Source organism: Halobaculum sp. MBLA0147 (genome assembly GCF_041361345.1).
GTDB lineage: Archaea > Halobacteriota > Halobacteria > Halobacteriales > Haloferacaceae > JAHENP01.
The window spans coordinates 1,446,555-1,462,638 of sequence record NZ_JBGKAD010000001.1 but is presented as its reverse complement, the minus strand read 5'-3'; the positions used below and the strand labels follow the sequence as shown (position 1 = coordinate 1,462,638).

At 64.5% G+C, this 16,084-nt stretch carries 12 protein-coding genes and 1 pseudogene; 9 read left to right on the top strand and 4 right to left on the bottom strand.

Annotated features, from left to right (window positions below; genetic code table 11):
* Positions 1-585: 585 nt before the first annotated feature.
* Complete coding sequence (locus RYH80_RS06940) at positions 586-1,572, top strand: GDP-mannose 4,6-dehydratase (RefSeq protein WP_370903123.1); 987 nt, start codon at positions 586-588, stop codon at positions 1,570-1,572.
* 290 nt (positions 1,573-1,862) lie between these two features.
* Here RYH80_RS06940 and glmM read toward each other — a convergent pair whose 3' ends face one another.
* Positions 1,863-3,239, bottom strand: coding sequence for a phosphoglucosamine mutase (gene glmM / locus RYH80_RS06935; RefSeq protein ID WP_370903122.1), 1,377 nt, complete (start codon positions 3,237-3,239; stop codon positions 1,863-1,865).
* Between the two features lie 679 nt (positions 3,240-3,918).
* On the opposite strand from glmM, the gene aglF reads away from it, so the two are divergent.
* Together aglF and aglM are read left to right on the top strand one after the other, a co-directional pair.
* Positions 3,919-4,629, top strand: a complete 711-nt coding sequence (gene aglF, locus RYH80_RS06930; RefSeq protein WP_370903121.1) for a UTP--glucose-1-phosphate uridylyltransferase AglF — start codon at positions 3,919-3,921, stop codon at positions 4,627-4,629.
* Positions 4,630-4,671: 42 nt separating this feature from the next.
* Positions 4,672-5,955: a UDP-glucose 6-dehydrogenase AglM gene (gene aglM, locus RYH80_RS06925; protein ID WP_370904674.1), complete on the top strand. Its 1,284-nt coding sequence runs from the start codon at positions 4,672-4,674 to the stop codon at positions 5,953-5,955.
* A gap of 301 nt (positions 5,956-6,256) precedes the next feature.
* Here the strand turns inward: aglM and RYH80_RS06920 are convergent, their stop codons facing one another.
* On the bottom strand, positions 6,257-7,198 hold the full coding sequence (locus RYH80_RS06920; protein ID WP_370903120.1) for an undecaprenyl-diphosphate phosphatase: 942 nt from the start codon (positions 7,196-7,198) through the stop codon (positions 6,257-6,259).
* Positions 7,199-7,353: 155 nt separating this feature from the next.
* Here RYH80_RS06920 and glmU point away from each other — a divergent pair, with 155 nt between their 5' ends.
* A complete protein-coding gene (gene glmU / locus RYH80_RS06915) occupies positions 7,354-8,664 on the top strand; it encodes a bifunctional sugar-1-phosphate nucleotidylyltransferase/acetyltransferase (RefSeq protein ID WP_370903119.1) in 1,311 nt (436 codons plus the stop codon).
* A 27-nt stretch (positions 8,665-8,691) separates the two neighbouring features.
* Here glmU and RYH80_RS06910 read toward each other — a convergent pair whose 3' ends face one another.
* Together RYH80_RS06910 and RYH80_RS06905 are read right to left on the bottom strand one after the other, a co-directional pair.
* On the bottom strand, positions 8,692-10,128 hold the full coding sequence (locus RYH80_RS06910; RefSeq protein ID WP_370903118.1) for a lipopolysaccharide biosynthesis protein: 1,437 nt from the start codon (positions 10,126-10,128) through the stop codon (positions 8,692-8,694).
* Complete coding sequence (locus RYH80_RS06905; protein WP_370903117.1) at positions 10,128-11,048, bottom strand: alkaline phosphatase family protein; 921 nt, start codon at positions 11,046-11,048, stop codon at positions 10,128-10,130. The genes RYH80_RS06910 and RYH80_RS06905 overlap by 1 nt, the downstream gene beginning before the upstream one ends.
* 183 nt (positions 11,049-11,231) lie before the next feature.
* Between RYH80_RS06905 and RYH80_RS06900 the strand changes: the two genes are divergently transcribed.
* The 5 genes and pseudogenes from RYH80_RS06900 to RYH80_RS06880 all read left to right on the top strand — a co-directional run bounded on the left by RYH80_RS06900 (position 11,232) and on the right by RYH80_RS06880 (position 16,082).
* Entirely contained in the window at positions 11,232-12,680 is a 1,449-nt protein-coding gene (locus RYH80_RS06900) for a sulfatase-like hydrolase/transferase (RefSeq protein ID WP_370903116.1), read from the top strand.
* Positions 12,677-13,147, top strand: coding sequence for a hypothetical protein (locus RYH80_RS06895; protein ID WP_370903115.1), 471 nt, complete (start codon positions 12,677-12,679; stop codon positions 13,145-13,147). The genes RYH80_RS06900 and RYH80_RS06895 overlap by 4 nt, the downstream gene beginning before the upstream one ends.
* A 189-nt stretch (positions 13,148-13,336) precedes the next feature.
* Positions 13,337-13,870, top strand: a complete 534-nt coding sequence (locus RYH80_RS06890) for a hypothetical protein (RefSeq protein ID WP_370903114.1) — start codon at positions 13,337-13,339, stop codon at positions 13,868-13,870.
* 37 nt (positions 13,871-13,907) lie between these two features.
* Positions 13,908-15,490 (top strand): annotated as a pseudogene (locus tag RYH80_RS06885) (GMC family oxidoreductase); the annotation flags it as partial.
* Positions 15,491-15,584: 94 nt separating this feature from the next.
* Positions 15,585-16,082 carry a hypothetical protein gene (locus RYH80_RS06880; protein ID WP_370904743.1) on the top strand — a complete coding sequence of 166 codons (498 nt, stop codon included), beginning with the start codon at positions 15,585-15,587 and terminating at the stop codon, positions 16,080-16,082.
* Positions 16,083-16,084: the final 2 nt, after the last annotated feature.

The following is a 16,084-nucleotide window of genomic DNA, read 5'->3' as shown; positions in this document are numbered from 1 at the left end:
ACATGGCCGATGTTTGTAAGATGATACGTCGTGTGATCGAGGGTTGAACCGTCCAACGTGTGGTGGCGTAGCCCCACCATGTGGTTGTCACGAAAGCATTGTTCACATCCAACTAGAAAACGCCGAGACGATCGACCCAGATGTGAGTTGCCCGACCGCTAAGCGAACTTCACCTGAACCCACGGTGATAGCTCTTTGACGAGGAAGTTGTTCACACAGCGGTCGAAAATGTCGACATGGGTTTATTTTCGCGGCTGTGATCAACGGTCCTTGGGACGTTGGACAACTCGGACAAGACGAGAGAAGTGACCCACAAGAGTACACCGATCGTGTAGGGGGTTACTCGTGACATCAGCTCCGAGGAACTCAAGGCGGCGCTCATCCCGGATCGAGATGTCGCAGTGTTGACTGACACGTCCGGGCTGCTGCATTGACCGATGTCAAGACCCTCGCCAATCGCCACGCCGATAGACCCAGTGTCCGTACGGATGACGCTCACCCAGAACGGCACCACTGTTCTTGATTCCTACGGGGAACTCGACGGAAACCGACAGACTTTGGCTCTGGGTCGGTGACGCGTGAGCCATGGAGATAGCTGTCACCGGCGGTGCTGGATTCATCGGTGGCCACCTCGCCGAGACATTCGTACGGAACGGTCACGACGTGACGGTACTCGACAATTTCCGACCGTATTACGACCGTGGGATCAAAGAACACAATGTCGAGTCGGCTCGGGCCGCCGCGGCGGACGGTGACGGATCATACGAACTCGTTCGCGGAGACGTTCGCGACAGCGCGACGGTCCAGAGCGTCGTTGAGGGAACGCGTGTCGTCTTCCACCAAGCCGCACAGGCCGGTGTCAGAACGAGTGTCGAGGAACCGGTCGAGGTGACAGACATCAACGTCGTCGGCACACTCGAAATACTAGAGGCCGCACGCGACACCGATACGGAACGAGTGGTGATCGCCGGCTCCTCGTCCGTGTACGGGAAGCCGGAGTACCTCCCGTACGACGAGGAGCACCCGACCGAACCGGTGAGTCCGTACGGTGTTTCGAAACTCTCGACGGATCACTACGCACGTGTGTACCACGAACTGTTCGACCTCTCGACGGTCGTGTTGCGGTACTTCACCGTCTACGGGCCACGAATGCGCCCGAACATGGCCATCTCGAACTTCGTCTCTCGGTGTACGAACGGCGAACCGCCGGTCGTGTACGGTGACGGGACACAGACGCGCGACCTGACGTACATCGGTGACATCGTCGACGTGAACCAGACGCTGTTGTCGACGAACGCAGCAGACGGCGAAATCGTCAACGTCGGGAGCACCGACAACATCGAGATCGTCGAACTTGCACGAGAGATTCGTGACCAGATCGACCCCAATCTTGAGTTGACGTTCGACGAACGCCACGAGGCAGACGCCGAGCATACACACGCCGATACCAGCAAAGCCGCAGAACTATTAGACTACGAACCATCGTACACGATCAGACAGGGGATTGCAGAGTTCGTCGACTGGTACGAGCAGAACCGCGACTGGTACGAGCCGCTCGTGCAAAACTCCTGACGATCATGGTTCGTGGACGGAGTTGAACTCGGTGAGGCTACTACCGTGGAGACATGTATAGCCCTGTCTACGGTGGTGTTCGGTCCTCCGTTGTTGCGAAACACCGCCAGCACACTCGACGGTGATCGTGACACCCAGCCGACTGTTCGAGCCACTGTATCTCTCGGTACCAGTCTATTACCGCTCTACCACACCCGCCGTCGTCACGTGCTCGCGGTCTCACATGTGCCAGAGATCCGGCTGTCGTCGAACGTCGTCGCCCGGGCGGCAACTCGTCGACTCACCGGCGATCACGCCTGTGCGCTGTCCAACATCGCCGACACCTCCTCGCGGAGTCGACTGGCGGCAGTCTCCTCGCGTGCCTCGGCCGTCACCCGGATCAGCGGCTGGGTCCCACTGTCGCGGATCAGGAACCACCCGGACTCGCGGGCGACGCGAATCCCGTCGAGTGTCGTCACGTCCTCGTCGGGATACCGCTCGCTCGCCAGTTCGGCGACACGCTCCATCACCGCCGTCTTCCGGTCCGTCTCGACGTTCTCGCGGTGAATCGGGTACGAGGCGACGCCGTCCGCCAGCGCCGACAACGACCCCTCGCGGGCGACGAGTTCGACCACGTGACAGGCCGCGAGCGGCCCGTCGGGACACAGCGTCTCGTCGGGCCAGATCCACGCCCCTGACGGCTCGCCGCCGAAGACGACGCCGTCCTCGCTCGCCGCCTCTGCGACGAACACGTCCCCGACGGCCGTCCGCGTCACGTGCACGTCGTGTTCGGCGAGCGTGTCGTCGACGGCGAGACTCGTGTCGACCGGGACGGCGACGGTGTCGCCCGGCGCTGCGGCCTCGCGGGCCAGGATGGCCAACAGCGCGTCGCCGCTCACGAACCCGCCCGTCTCGTCGACGACCATCGTCCGGTCGGCGTCCCCGTCGTGGGCGATCCCGACCGTCGCCGGGGAGTTCGCGACGGTCGTCTGCAACAGCGCACAGTTCTCGGCCGTCGGCTCGCTCGGACGGCCGGGAAACCGCCCGTCGGGCTGTCCGTTCAGCGTCTGGACCGAGCACCCGAGCCGGTCCAACGCCACCGCGGTAACACCGCCAGCACCGTTGCCCACATCGACGACCACCGTCTCGTCGAGCGGCGTGGCGACACTCGGCTCTCCACCACTCAACGCCGTCTCCGAGCCGCTGGTCGCCCCGCGCACCGCTGCGACAAGCGCGTCCCGGTGTCGTTCGGTCGCGTCCTCGTCACGCCGCCGGTCACCAAACGCGTCCCAGTCGGCGAACTCCCACGCCTCGTTCTCGACACACGCCGTGATCTCGCCGCGGCGGCGCTCGTCGAACGCCTGCCCCGAGGGGGTCCACAGTTTGAGGCCGTTGTCCGGCGCGGGGTTGTGTGAGGCCGTGACGGAGACACCCGCGTCGGCGTCCAACTCGGCGACGCTCCGTGCGACCGTCGGTGTCGCCGCCAGTCCCAACTCGACCACGTCGCCGCCACACTCTCGGACCCCACTGGCGAGTGCGTCGACGAGCACGGCACCGGTCTCGCGCGGGTCGCGCCCGACGACGACGTGATCGTAGCCACACGACGGCAGCGCGCGACCGACCGCGAGTGCCGTCTCGGCCGTGATCTCCTCGCCGATGGGGCCGCGGACGCCGCTAGTTCCGAACATCGTTCGACGGATCACCACGACCACGGAAAACCCCTCCGACGGTCTGCGCCTCTCCCGACGTGTAGAAGACGGTCCGGCGACCCGTGTGATCGATCCGTCTGTCATGGTCGTCGGAACCACGTTCCCCGGCGGCACAGGGGACCCCATCGCCTCACTCACGGCACTCGGACGGTTGATCGCTGCTCCGGTTGATCAGGTTCGAGTCCTGACTCTGCCGTTATCGGTGGGGAATACTGAGCAGGCCAGATCGATCACCATCGATCTGAGAGGGTGACCCACGTCAATACAAGGGATTGCGGTGCCGGTTCCGACCGCAGTCACCCTCGTAGCTGTTCCCACTGCGACCGTGGCTACTCCGTTTGGCTCTCTTCAGCGAGAGATCGCCGTCGACACGACGAACGGGCCACAACAGATGAACGCTGACTGACTCATCGGCTTGGTACCGCTGACGGTGAGTAATTTTGGTGGCAGAACATACCACGCCCATTGTGGTCCGAGCCGAACAACTGTGTGGCTTCGGGACGGGCGCTCGTACGACGCGTTCGACTACCGTTGGACACCAGCCGAGGTTCGCGACGACGAACCACCCCCCGACACAGTAATGATGTGGTACAACTCTCGATACGATGGTGCTGGACGATACGCTATCGTTATATGATAGAGTACTCAATCCAGGTCCGTGCAAGCAGTCGTCCTCGCCGCTGGCGAAGGCACACGCCTCCGTCCCCTCACCGAAGACAAGCCGAAGGCGCTCGTTGAAGTCGACGGTAAACCGATTCTGTCGCACTGTTTCGACCAACTCGCAGAGCTCGGTGCCGACGAGTTCGTCGTCGTCGTCGGGTACCTCAAGCAACGGATCATCGACCACTACGACGACGAGTACGACGGTGTACCGATCACCTATACACACCAACGAGAGCAGAACGGCCTCGCCCACGCACTGTTGACCGCCGAGGAACACGTCGACGACGACTTCCTGTTGATGCTCGGCGACAACGTCTTTCAGGCGAATTTGGGAGACGTAGTTCGCCGACAGCGAGAACAGCGTCCCGACGCGGCGTTCCTCGTCGAAGAAGTCCCCTACGAGGAGGCAAGTCGATACGGCGTGTGTGACACCAACGAGTACGGTGAGATTACCAACGTGGTCGAGAAACCGTCCGACCCTCCGTCGAACCTCGTGATGACGGGTTTTTATGCGTTCTCTCCGGCGATCTTCCACGCTTGCCACTTGGTCCAACCGTCCGACCGAGGCGAGTACGAACTGAGCGACGCAGTCGACCTCCTGATCGAGAGTGGCCGGACAATCGACGCCATCCGGATGGACGGCTGGCGCGTCGACGTTGGCTACCCCGACGACCGTGACAGGGCAGAAGAACGCCTCCAAGAGTAGCGAGTCTTGCAACGGACGACACCACACAACACACAGCCACACATGGACGTGAGCATCGTCGGGAGCGGATACGTCGGGACGACGGTCGCAGCCTGCCTCGCCGACTACGGCCACGAGGTAGTGAACGTCGACGTCGACGAGTCGGTCGTCGAACGGATCAACGCAGGAGAGACCCCGGTTGGCGAGCCGGGCGTCGAGGACCTTCTCGCGGAGTACGCGGGTGCGGGGATCACAGCGACCACGGAGTACCACCGGATTCGTGAGACGGACGTGACGCTGCTCGCGTTACCGACACCGTCCAACGACGACGGAAGCATCGACACATCCTACGTCGAAGCTGCCGCGGAGGCAGTCGGGGACGTACTGGCCGACACCGAAGGCGACCACACACTGGCGGTCAAGAGTACGGTGATCCCGGGGACGACGGACCGTCGTATCGCACCCACCGTCCGCGAGCGGGCGGGTGACACGACGGTTCACGTGGCCGCGAACCCTGAGTTCCTGCGGATGGGATCAGCTGTCGAGGACTTCCGACACCCAGACAAGATCGTCATCGGTGGCGACAGGGCAGCCATCGAGACATTGACGACGTTGTACGGCCCGATTCGCGAGGCGACGAGCGCGTCCGCACACCTCGTCACGACTGGTCTCAGGGAAGCCGAGATGATCAAGTATGCCAACAACGCCTTCTTGGCGAGTAAGGTGAGCTTGATCAACGACATCGGGAACATCTGCAAGGAGTTCGGTGTCGACGCTTACGAGATCGCCGACGCGCTCGGACTCGATCACCGAATCTCCGAGCAGTTCCTCAGGAGTGGGCTCGGGTGGGGCGGTTCGTGTTTCCCGAAAGACACTGCCGCACTGATCGCCGCCGCACGAAGTCGCGACTACCACCCGGCAGTTCTTGAGGCAGCCGTCGACGTGAACGACCGCCAACCAGACCGTCTGCTACAGCGTCTTGACGAGCACGTGGACGTGACCAACGAGCGTGTGGCGGTGCTCGGTCTCTCGTTCAAGCCTGGCACGGACGACACGCGTGGCTCGCGAGCGGTGCCAGTGATCGACGGTCTCCAAGCACGCGGTGCCGATATCGTTGCGTACGACCCTGTAGCGGTCAAGACGATGCGTAGCCGCCGCCCGGACGTGACGTACACTGACAGTCCCGGAGAGGCGCTCGACGGTGCAGTCGCAGCGCTGATCGTCACAGACTGGGACGAGTTCGACTGTATCGGCGACGACTACGAACGGATGGACCAGCCAGTTGTGATCGACGGTCGCCGGGTCGATGTTCCCGACTGGGTGACGTACGACGGATTGACTTGGTGACTTCACGTCATACCATCACACCACTGGTGGGTTCCACTGTCCGGCACTCGACCGTTGCAGTCGCGGGTGCTGTGTGAGACAGGGACAACTGAATTACACAGTACACCGACGTGATACGGCCGTGTGGCTACGGGACTCAGTCCGGCTGTCGGGGTTCAGATCGCCGTCTAGGCTTGCTACCGTAAGGACCATCAACCCGGGCCTTTGGAGTTGGTCGTTGACGACTCCTCTCCGTTCGCCGTCACTAGTCACTCACATCTTCACTCGGGACGGCCAGCCTCGAACATCGCTCACCAACTCGTCACACGACTAGAACCGTCCCACCGACCACCGCCAACCCCCCGAGTCCGACACACACCGCCCAGAAGGCGACCCGCTCGACTATCCGCAGCAAGGCGTCGATGGTCAAGTAGCCGACGAGCCCCGCGACGACGAGCGCCGCGACCGCGGGCCCGACCGTGACCGCCAGTCCGGTGTCGAGGAACGCCAACACGCCGGCACCCAGCGCGGCCGGGATCGACAACACGAACGACAACTCGAACGAGCGCGACTCCTCGTAGCCGCGCAACAACAGCAACCCGGTGGTCGTGCCGGACCGCGAGACGCCCGGGAGGATCGCGAGTCCCTGCCCGGCACCGACCACCACCGCGTCGACCAGTGTGGGTGTCGTCTTCGTCTCCGTCGCGCGCTCGTCGGAGAGTCGCTGGAACGCGCCCGTTGCGACCAACAAGACTCCGACGACGACGACGAAGACGCCCCCGCCAGTCTCCGAGACGAACCCGACGAGCGTCTCGTAGGCGGTGATCCCGACGATACCCGATGCCAGCGTCGCGACCGCAAAGAACGTCAGTGTGCGGTGTATCTCCTCGTCTGCGGCACTCGTGCCGGGCGTGCCCTCCGCGCCGGCCGACGTGCTCGCACCCTCGCCCGCCACACCCGTGCCGGCACCGTTGAGCGACGCCTGTGCACCTCCACTGTTCGAAGACCCCACACGGTGGCCGTCGCGCCACGGCCGCCACCGCGGCAGCGCCCGCAGTAGTTCGCCGAGTCGCGTCCGGTAGTACACCGCCGCCGACCCGGCGGTGCCGACATGGAGGAACAGCGCGAACGCGACCGCCTCCTCGGGTGACCGGCCGAGCAGCGACAGTGCCAGCGCGACGTTCCCCTCACTGGAGATCGGCAGCCACTCGAAGATCCCCTGGACGACGCCGACGACCACCGCGACGAGGAGTGCCCGATCCATCAGTCGTCTGACCGAGGGAGACGGCCACACTTGAACCTGTACGACTCGCGACGCGTGTCGCCGGTGTGGTCGACCGCCGTGGGTCGCACACTGACGCCGACTACACCCGATACCGAGTCACAACGACTTTGCTCGCGTCCGTCGTCGCCGGAGACGTGCAAACGGTACTCCTCGCAGCCGGACAAGGGACGCGGATGCGACCGCTCACGGACCGCCGCCCGAAGCCGATGCTCCCAGTCGCCGGCGAGCCGCTGGCGGCACACACCGCCCGCGCCGCCGTCGCGGCCGGCGCGACACGCCTGGTGCTCGTCGTCGGGTACGAGGCCGCGGCCGTCCGCGAACACTTCGGCGACGAGTTCGCCGGCGTGCCCGTCACGTACGCCGTGCAAGACCGGCAGCGTGGCACCGCCGACGCCGTCCGCGCCGCGGCCGCCCACTTGGACGACGAGCCGTTCGTCGTGCTCAACGGGGACGCGTTGTACGACCACGCGTCGTTGACGACGTTGTACGACGCCGGCCCGGCGGTCGGCTCGTTCCGCGTCGAGAACCCCTCGGCGTACGGCGTGCTCCACCTCGCGGACGACGCCATCGCGGACGACGCCACGGAGGCGTCCGCCGACGCGGTTGACGCCGACACCGAGACGACCGTCGACACCGCCGACGAGACGACGGTCGGGGCGGACGACGAGACGGCGGTCGAGGAACTCCCCCGAGTCACGGGCGTGACGGAGAAGCCGGCGGACCCGCCGTCGAACTTGGTCAACACCGGTGCGTACGTGTTCCCGGCGGCCGCACACGAGTGGCTCGACGTCTCGGAGAGTGAGCGCGGGGAGGCGGAACTCACGGACGTGCTCGCACGCGCCTGCGAGATGACGACGGTCCGAGCGGTGTCGTTCGAGCGGTGGCTCGACGTGGGTCGCCCGTGGGAGCTGTTGGCCGCCAACGAGTGGCGACTCGGCGACCTCGACCGGCGGATCGACGGCGAAGTCCACGCGGACGCGGAGCTCCGTGGTGACGTGGTCGTCGAGGCGGGCGCCCACGTCGACAGTGGCGTCGTGATCGAGGGCCCGGCGCTGATCCAGTCGGGTGCAGAGGTCGGCCCGAACGCCTACGTCCGCGGGGCGACGCTGCTCGGCCCCGACACGAAGGTGGGTCACGCCGTCGAGGTGAAGAACAGCGTCCTGATGGGCGGTGCGACCGTCGGGCACCTCTCGTACGTCGGGGACAGTGTCCTCGGCCGCGACGTGAACTTCGGTGCCGGCACCACGGTCGCGAACCTGCGCCACGACGACGCGGCCGTCGAGACCGTCGTGAAGGGCGAACGCGTCTCGACCGGGCGCCGGAAGTACGGCGTGGTGTGTGGCGACGGCGTGAAGACGGGGATCCAGACGAGTCTCAACGCTGGCGTCGTGTTGGACACCGACGAGACGACGATTCCGGGTGAACGAGTCCTGACCGGCGAGTGACCGGCCCGGACCGACGAGCCACGACGGTCACCCGACCGCGTCGGCGTAGACGGCCCGGAGTGTGAGCCGCAACTCGGCACTGATCGCAAGGAGTCCCCCGAGGTAGACGACCGCGCCGACGGCGACGGCGGCCGCCAGTCCGAGCACGGACCCGATCGGCACCAGTTCTCGGACGACGACGAGGACGGCGGCCATCGTCACGCCCGCGACGAGTTGTTTCACCAGCGGCCGGGGGAACACTTCGATGTCCGGGACGAGCGACCGGACGGAGTGTGCGAACGCGACCGCACGGCAGGCCTCCGCGAGGACAGTTGCGATCACGACGCCGATCCCACCGACGACGTACACCGCAGCGACACCCAACACGACGTTCCCGACGAGTGTCACGGTGCTGACTCGCGCCTCGAGGTCCGGTCTGTCGAGCCCGTTGAGTGCGTGCTGGTAGATCACGACTTGCGAGTGGAGGAGATTGTACAACGCGAGTCCGACGAGGAACGCTCCCGTCCCGTCGAAGGCACCGCCGAACACCGTCCGCATGAGTGCGTCCGGGAGCGCGAGTGCGCCGAAGAACACCGGGACGGCGAACAGACTGGCGTACGAGACGCCGTTGGTCACGTCGGCTCGTGCCTCGCCACCCTTCGAGAGTTGGTTCGAGAGCTTCGGTGCCAGACCGGACGCGACCACGTTCGCGAGGAACACACCCGGCATCGCGAGACTGAACGCCGCCTTGTAGTACCCGGAGACGGCTTGGCCCAGCACGACGTTCAAGAGGAGAATGTCGAACTGGTCGTACGCCTTCCCGACGAGGGTCCCGACGGCACTGTGACGTGCGAACGACCACACCGAACGGAGCGTCGCGACCGACGGGACAGACAGACCCGGTCGAGCGAACCACAGTCCGACCGGGATCACGGCCACCGTCGCGGCCGCGAGTCCGTACCCGAGTCCCGCCGCTCCGACCCCGGCGAGTACAAGTCCGATCTGTGCGGGCAGCGTGAGCAGCGAGCGGAGCGTGTCGTTCCACGTCTGGACCCCGATGACGCCCTCCGCACCCAGCAGTTTCTGGACGAGCGTGAACCCACTGAGCGCGGCCAGTAAGACGACGAAGACGACCCACGCGTTCTGGAACCCGGCGACGTCCCGGAGACGACTCCGGAGCAGGAACGCGGCGACGGACAGTGTCGCGACGACCACGGCGGCGGCGAGAACACCCGCACCGACGACCTCCGATCGTACCGCGTCAACCTCGGTGCTCCGTTTCTCGACCGCCTGTGCGACGCCGCGGACCGGTCGATCGGCGACGAGGACGACGGCGAGCAACGAGTAGAACCCACCGAACCCGTCCGCACCGAGCGCCCGGGCGAAGACGACGGCTCCGACGAAGCCGAACACCGCCTGCGTGATCTTGCCGGAGAAGGCCTTCACACTCTCCAGCCCGAGGCTCATCTCGCTCGCGTCGCCCATTATTCGACGTAGCCGAGCTGTCGGAGCTGCTCTTCGGGGAGGTCGAGTTCCGACTCCGTCGCCGTTCGGTCGGAGACGTGTGCTTCGACCCATGCCTTGACGTCGTGCACGTCGTCGGGGCGACTCTCGAGCGTACTCGCGGAGAAGGATCGCCACGAGTGTGTCCCGTGTGGATTCTGTCCGTCCGTCCACGTCGTCTCCATCCCGTGGTCACTGAGGAGGAGCAACTCGTCGTCGTCGGCCATCTCTCTACGGAGTGCGTCCACCTTCCGTGCACACCACTCGTAGGCACGCCGCATGTTCTCGCGGTCGTCCGAGTACGCGTGACCGAGCGCGTCGAGGACGTGTACGTGAGAGGCGACCAACGCGAGGTCGTGATCGAGCATCTCCGTCACCCACCCGAACTGTTCGGCGGCGATCCCACGGACACGCCGCTCGTACACTTCTCGGGGCATGTTGTCGTCGCCGTTCCGGATGCCCTCCTCGATCACGTCCCAGATGCGGTGGAGTTCCTCGTTACGGTGGACGCCGGGCCAGTTGTGGACCACTCGCCCCGGGGCGTCGAAGAACGTCGGGTCGTCGACCGTCGCCATCTCCCAACTCGCACCGGTCACGTCTTCGACGATGTCGCCGAGTCTGTTACGGGTACTCATCTGTGTGTCGAACTTGTTGATCATCCGCGACCCGAGTTCGACGAGTGGGTTGCTCCACTCACTCTCGCCGCCACCCGTGATCCCGTGGTCCCGCGGGTGGAGTCCGGTCGCGACGGTCGGCCACACTTCTCCGGTATGTGGGCGGTCGTCGAACATGTGCGCGACCGACTCCATATGTCCGTGTGTCGAGAGTTCGAACGAGCCGTCACCGAACTCTGCGGCGAGTTCGGTGTCGAGCGCGTCCAGCGCGAGGACGACGAGTGTCATGTCGCGACTCTAACCGAGGAGTCCTCTTAGTGTCACTGGTCGGCACGTCGAGCAGCGACTCCAACGGACCCGGACGGGTCGCTCTCGCCGCGTCGCTCCCCGGCGGACGGGTACGTCGGCGCTCGACGGTCACTCGGCCGAGCGACAGTAACGCGTATGTACGTGACTGTCGTTCGGAGCGGTGTGAAGCCGAACGTCCTCCTCGTCGTCCTCGACAGTGTCCGGGCCGGGAACACCAGCCTCCACGGACACGAACACGAGACGACCCCGTTCTTGGAGTCGTTCGCGGAGACGGCGACCGTCTACGAACAGGCACGGTCTCCCGGAACGTGGAGTCTCCCGAGCCACGCGAGCATGTTCACGGGGTACGACGTGGTCGAACACGAGGTCACCCGTGCGAAACACGCGCTGGAACCCGGCCACACGATCTTCGAACGACTCCGTGACGACCACGAGTACCGGACCGGGGTGTTCTCCGAGAACACCTGGATCACGGACATGGCGGTCGGACTGAAGGACGCCTTCGACACCGTGGAGGGCGCTCGGAACCTGCCGTACCCGGACGCGATCGACCCGAGTAACTTCGTCCTCTCCGAGGGGCAAGGACAGTACGCGGCGTACCTGCGGCGCTGTCTCGCCGACGACCACCCGATCCAGTCGCTGGCGAACGGGGTCGTGACCAAGCTCGCCTGGGACTACCCTCAGTACCTCCCGGACGCCTTGAGCGCCAGTACCCCGGCGTCCGTCTACGCCGACCTCTTCTTGGATTGGACCGCCGAGACTGACGCCCCGTGGGCCGCCTGTGTCAATTTCATGGACGGCCACCTCCCGTACGAACCGGACCCGGAACACGATCAGTGGGGCGGCGAGACCCTGCGCGAGTTACAAGACGAGATGGGGGACCAAGTCTGGGAGTTCAACGGCGGTCGACGACCGTGGTGGCAACGACGAGCACTCGAGGGACTATACGACGGGACGATCCACCAGATGGACACCCAACTCCGCCGCGTGATCGAGACGCTCGCGGACCGTGGGGAGTTGGACGACACACTGGTCGTGGTCACTGCCGACCACGGCGAGGGGTTCGGCGAACCGAGTCGCGTCCGCCCCGGGGCACGCGTCGCCGCGCACGGCGCTGGGATCCACGAGGCACTGTTGCACGTCCCCCTCGTCGTCCGCCCGCCCGGTGGCACCGACGGCGATCGAGTCGAATCTGCCGCCACGCTCACGCGGTTCCCGACGGCCGTCGAGCGACTCCTCGCGGACGAGTGGACGCGCGACGTGTTCTGTCCGGATGGACTGGTGGTCGCATCCTCGCACGGACTCGAAGAGCCGATGGAAGAGCGCGCCAGTAGGTACTGTGGTGACCTGTGGCGGTTCAACGGGGACGCACGCGCCGTCTACAGCGACGACGGTGACGCCGTGCGGAAGGACGTGACGTGGCGGTCGGAGGCGGCGACCGTCCGGTGTTGGGACGCCAAGACGGGACGGCGGGTCGAGGAGACGGACGCCGCCGAGCGGGTGGGGTCCGTCTTCGACGAGCGCGAGTCGCTCGGTGTCCGCACCGGCGACGGCGGAGGCCCAGTCGACGAGGCGACTCAGCGGCGTCTCGAGGACTTAGGGTACGCATGAGTGGTGTCGTCGCGACCCTCGGACGGCGGTTCCCGACGGAACGACGGTGGCTGGCGGTCGCGACGGTCGTCGCCGTCACCCACCTCGCCGGGACACTCCTCCCGCTCGCTCCGTCCTCGCCACTGGGACCTCTCGGCACACAGTCGATCACACTCGTCGTCGTCCCGGCGGTCGCACTCCTGACCGGGACGGTCGCGATCACCGCCGTTCCCGGAGGTATCCTGGCGACTGCGCTGGCAGCCGGTGGTCCGAGTCTCGCGACCGTGCCGACACTCGTCGCCGGGACCGTCGCCGCGTGGACGACGACCGCGACGGCGACTCGATGTCTCCGTCGCACACGGGGACACCGTCGCGGCACCGGACGCACAGTCGGCGGCACCGGACGCACAGTCGGCGGACGCACCGTCGGCGGCAGGTGGTGTCTCGCTCGTCGCCGCCGGGTGGTTCACCCTCGGTGTCCTCGGTAGTGTCGGCTACCGAACGTTCCTCGAACGACTCCCGGACGGGGTGTTCACTCGGCGCGGTCTCGACGTACTGTTGCAGTTACGTCGTCCGGAACTGTGGGGTGTCGGTGCGTGGCGGCTCCAAGCGTTACTCGGTGTCGCCAGCTTGATACTACTCACGACCGTGGTACTCGACACTACCGGGAGGAGACGATGAAAGAGACGACACGACGTGGTGCACTGCTCGTCGGTGCCGCAGGGGTGGCGGGAGGCCTGACACGGCTGTCGGGTCGTCGTTCGGGGACCGCCGACCGAACCGTCGCCCGTCTGCAGACCGTCGCCACGGCCGTGCTCCCACCGGACGCAGGCCACCGTGCCGTCGCAGAGACGACCATCTCGCGGCTCTCCCCAGACCGGTTCGACCGTCTCCGGTCGTTGTGTCGTCGACTCGACCGCCGTGCGCGCGTCGAGACCGGCCGGCCGTTGTCGTCGCTGTCTGGATCGGACTGTCGCGATCTGCTCGCACACCTCGGCGTGTTCAGGGTCCAGTCGCGTGCGGACGGTACGCTCGTCGAGCGGTACCGACACCACCTGACGAACGCACTGATGTACACGTACCTCGTGACACCGGCGGGAACCGCCCCGCTCGGTATCGACAACCCGGTCGGCTACCCCGGTGGGTTCGAGTCGTACAGACGCTTCGCAGACGAGTGGGACGAGACGGAGGTGCGTGCGGATGACGAGTGACACCGACTGAACCCCGTCCGAACGTGTCGACGTCTGTGTGATCGGTGGTGGCCCGGCCGGCGGTCTCGTCGCCCACCGACTCGCGGAGGCGGGTCGAGAGGTGGTCCTACTGGAGGCGGGACCCCGATTCGACTTCGACTCCCGGCTCGAGCGGATGGAACGTGCGATCCGCCCCGACGTGGACCGGAGTGTCTGGGACATGGGCGGTGAGCGAGACGCGTACTCCTCCTCCGGGGCGGTCGACTACGAACTGAACACACACCGAGTGAAGGGTGTCGGTGGCTCGACACTGAAGTGGGGCGGTTGGACACCACGGTTCCACGAGAAGGACTTCCAGATGGAGTCGGAGTACGGACTGGGGTCGGACTGGCCGATCGACTACGCCGATCTCAGACCCTGGTACGCGGCGGCCGAGTCCGCCATCGGGGTCGCGGGCGCGGTCGACAACCCGTTCGCCCCGCCACGCGAGGAGCCGTACCCGATGCCGGCGTTCCCGCCGGGACCGATCGACGCGTCGTACGAGGCAGCGTGTGCGGAGTTGGACATCACGCTACACTCGGCACCACAGGCGCGCAACTCCGAGGCGTACGACGGCCGCAGCGCGTGTGTCGGGTACAGCACGTGTAACCCCGTGTGCCCCTCCGGTGCGAAGTACAGTGGCGACGTTCACGTCCGTCGGGCGGAGGCGGCCGGCGCACGAGTGATCGACCGTGCGCCGGTCCAACGGATCGAACACGACCGATCTGGCGACCGCGTCGAGCACGTCGTCTACGACACACCCGACGCGACCGGTCTCGAACAGTCGGCTCGCCGGTTCGTCCTCGCAGCCGGTGGTGTCGAGACACCACGACTCCTGTTGTTGTCCCGGTCGGAACAGTACCCCGACGGACTCGCGAACTCGAGCGGTGCCGTCGGACGGTACTTCATGGAACATCCTGTCGTTTCTGCACGCGGGACTATCGATAGACCGGAGGGACAAGAACCCATCTGGTGGTGGTCACGAGAGAGCCATCAATTTATGACCACGAAAATACTCAGCCAGGGAGCATAAAACTAGAATTCAAACAGAATCCCGTTGTGTCTCCAAGCGAGGCAATTCGGGGGTTTGAAAGCTCTCTTACTGACGAGATGGTCGATCCAATCAATGGTGATAGGTCACTACGAACTCAAATGCCAGAATCTGTGGTGAAGTCTGGCGACCAGTGGCAGGCCTCTATCGCTGGTGTTATAGAAATTCTGCCAAAAATCAAACAGAGTCACTCTGGATACGGACAGTACAGATAACCACGGGAACCCCGTTCCAGATATACAATTTGAGGTCGGCGAGCACGCAACTTCCACGATGAAAAAAGCACACAACATACAGAAAAAACACTCAAAGAAATGGGGGCAAAAGACATAACTACATCCGATATATCGAGTCCGGGTTACGCGGCACATCACATGGGTACCACACGGATGGGTACGGATCCCCAGACCAGTGTAGTAAATCCAAGGTGTCGGACTCACGATCTTGAAAATCTCTATATTTCTTCCTCTAGCGTATTTGTGACTGGTGGTGCAATGAACCCCACGCTGACAATCGCCGCGCTTTCTATCCGACTGGCCAATCAAATAAAAAAGATCTCGAAACACACTGATCCGCTGACGGCGTGCTGTGGGATTGGAAACAAATGTTTGACATTCTTATGCCCCGAGAACTCATTGCTGTCCGATGAAGGCTCACCGCATCGGAAATATACTCTTCGCAGTAGCACTTCTCTCTATCTGTGTTGCCGGAGTAGCAAACGTGCATCAAGTGAATAGTGCAGAAAGCAGCGCAGACCCATACCAGCGGTTTGCGGCCGCTACGTCAGGCGAGACGCAAGTTGCTGATGCTCGACCCAATGCAACCGTTTTCACTGCGTACGGGGATGGTGAGGGTCACCTTGTTGCTATCCATGCGAACGGAACGCTCTGGCGATATGCAAACGAGTTCGACGAGTACTACGATGTCGACCCCTTACCCGAAAGTGATGATGTCATAGTTGCTGCGATGAACCAGCTTTCAAGTCGTGAGTGCCCGGCAGACTCACCGTGTACACGGGAAGTTATATTGAGATACAACCTATCTACGGGAGAAAGCACTGAGGTGTACAGCCGATACAGGCCTGGAAAACGTAATAATGAGTGGCATGACGTTGACCGGCTCTCTAAGGAAAAAATATTGTAGCT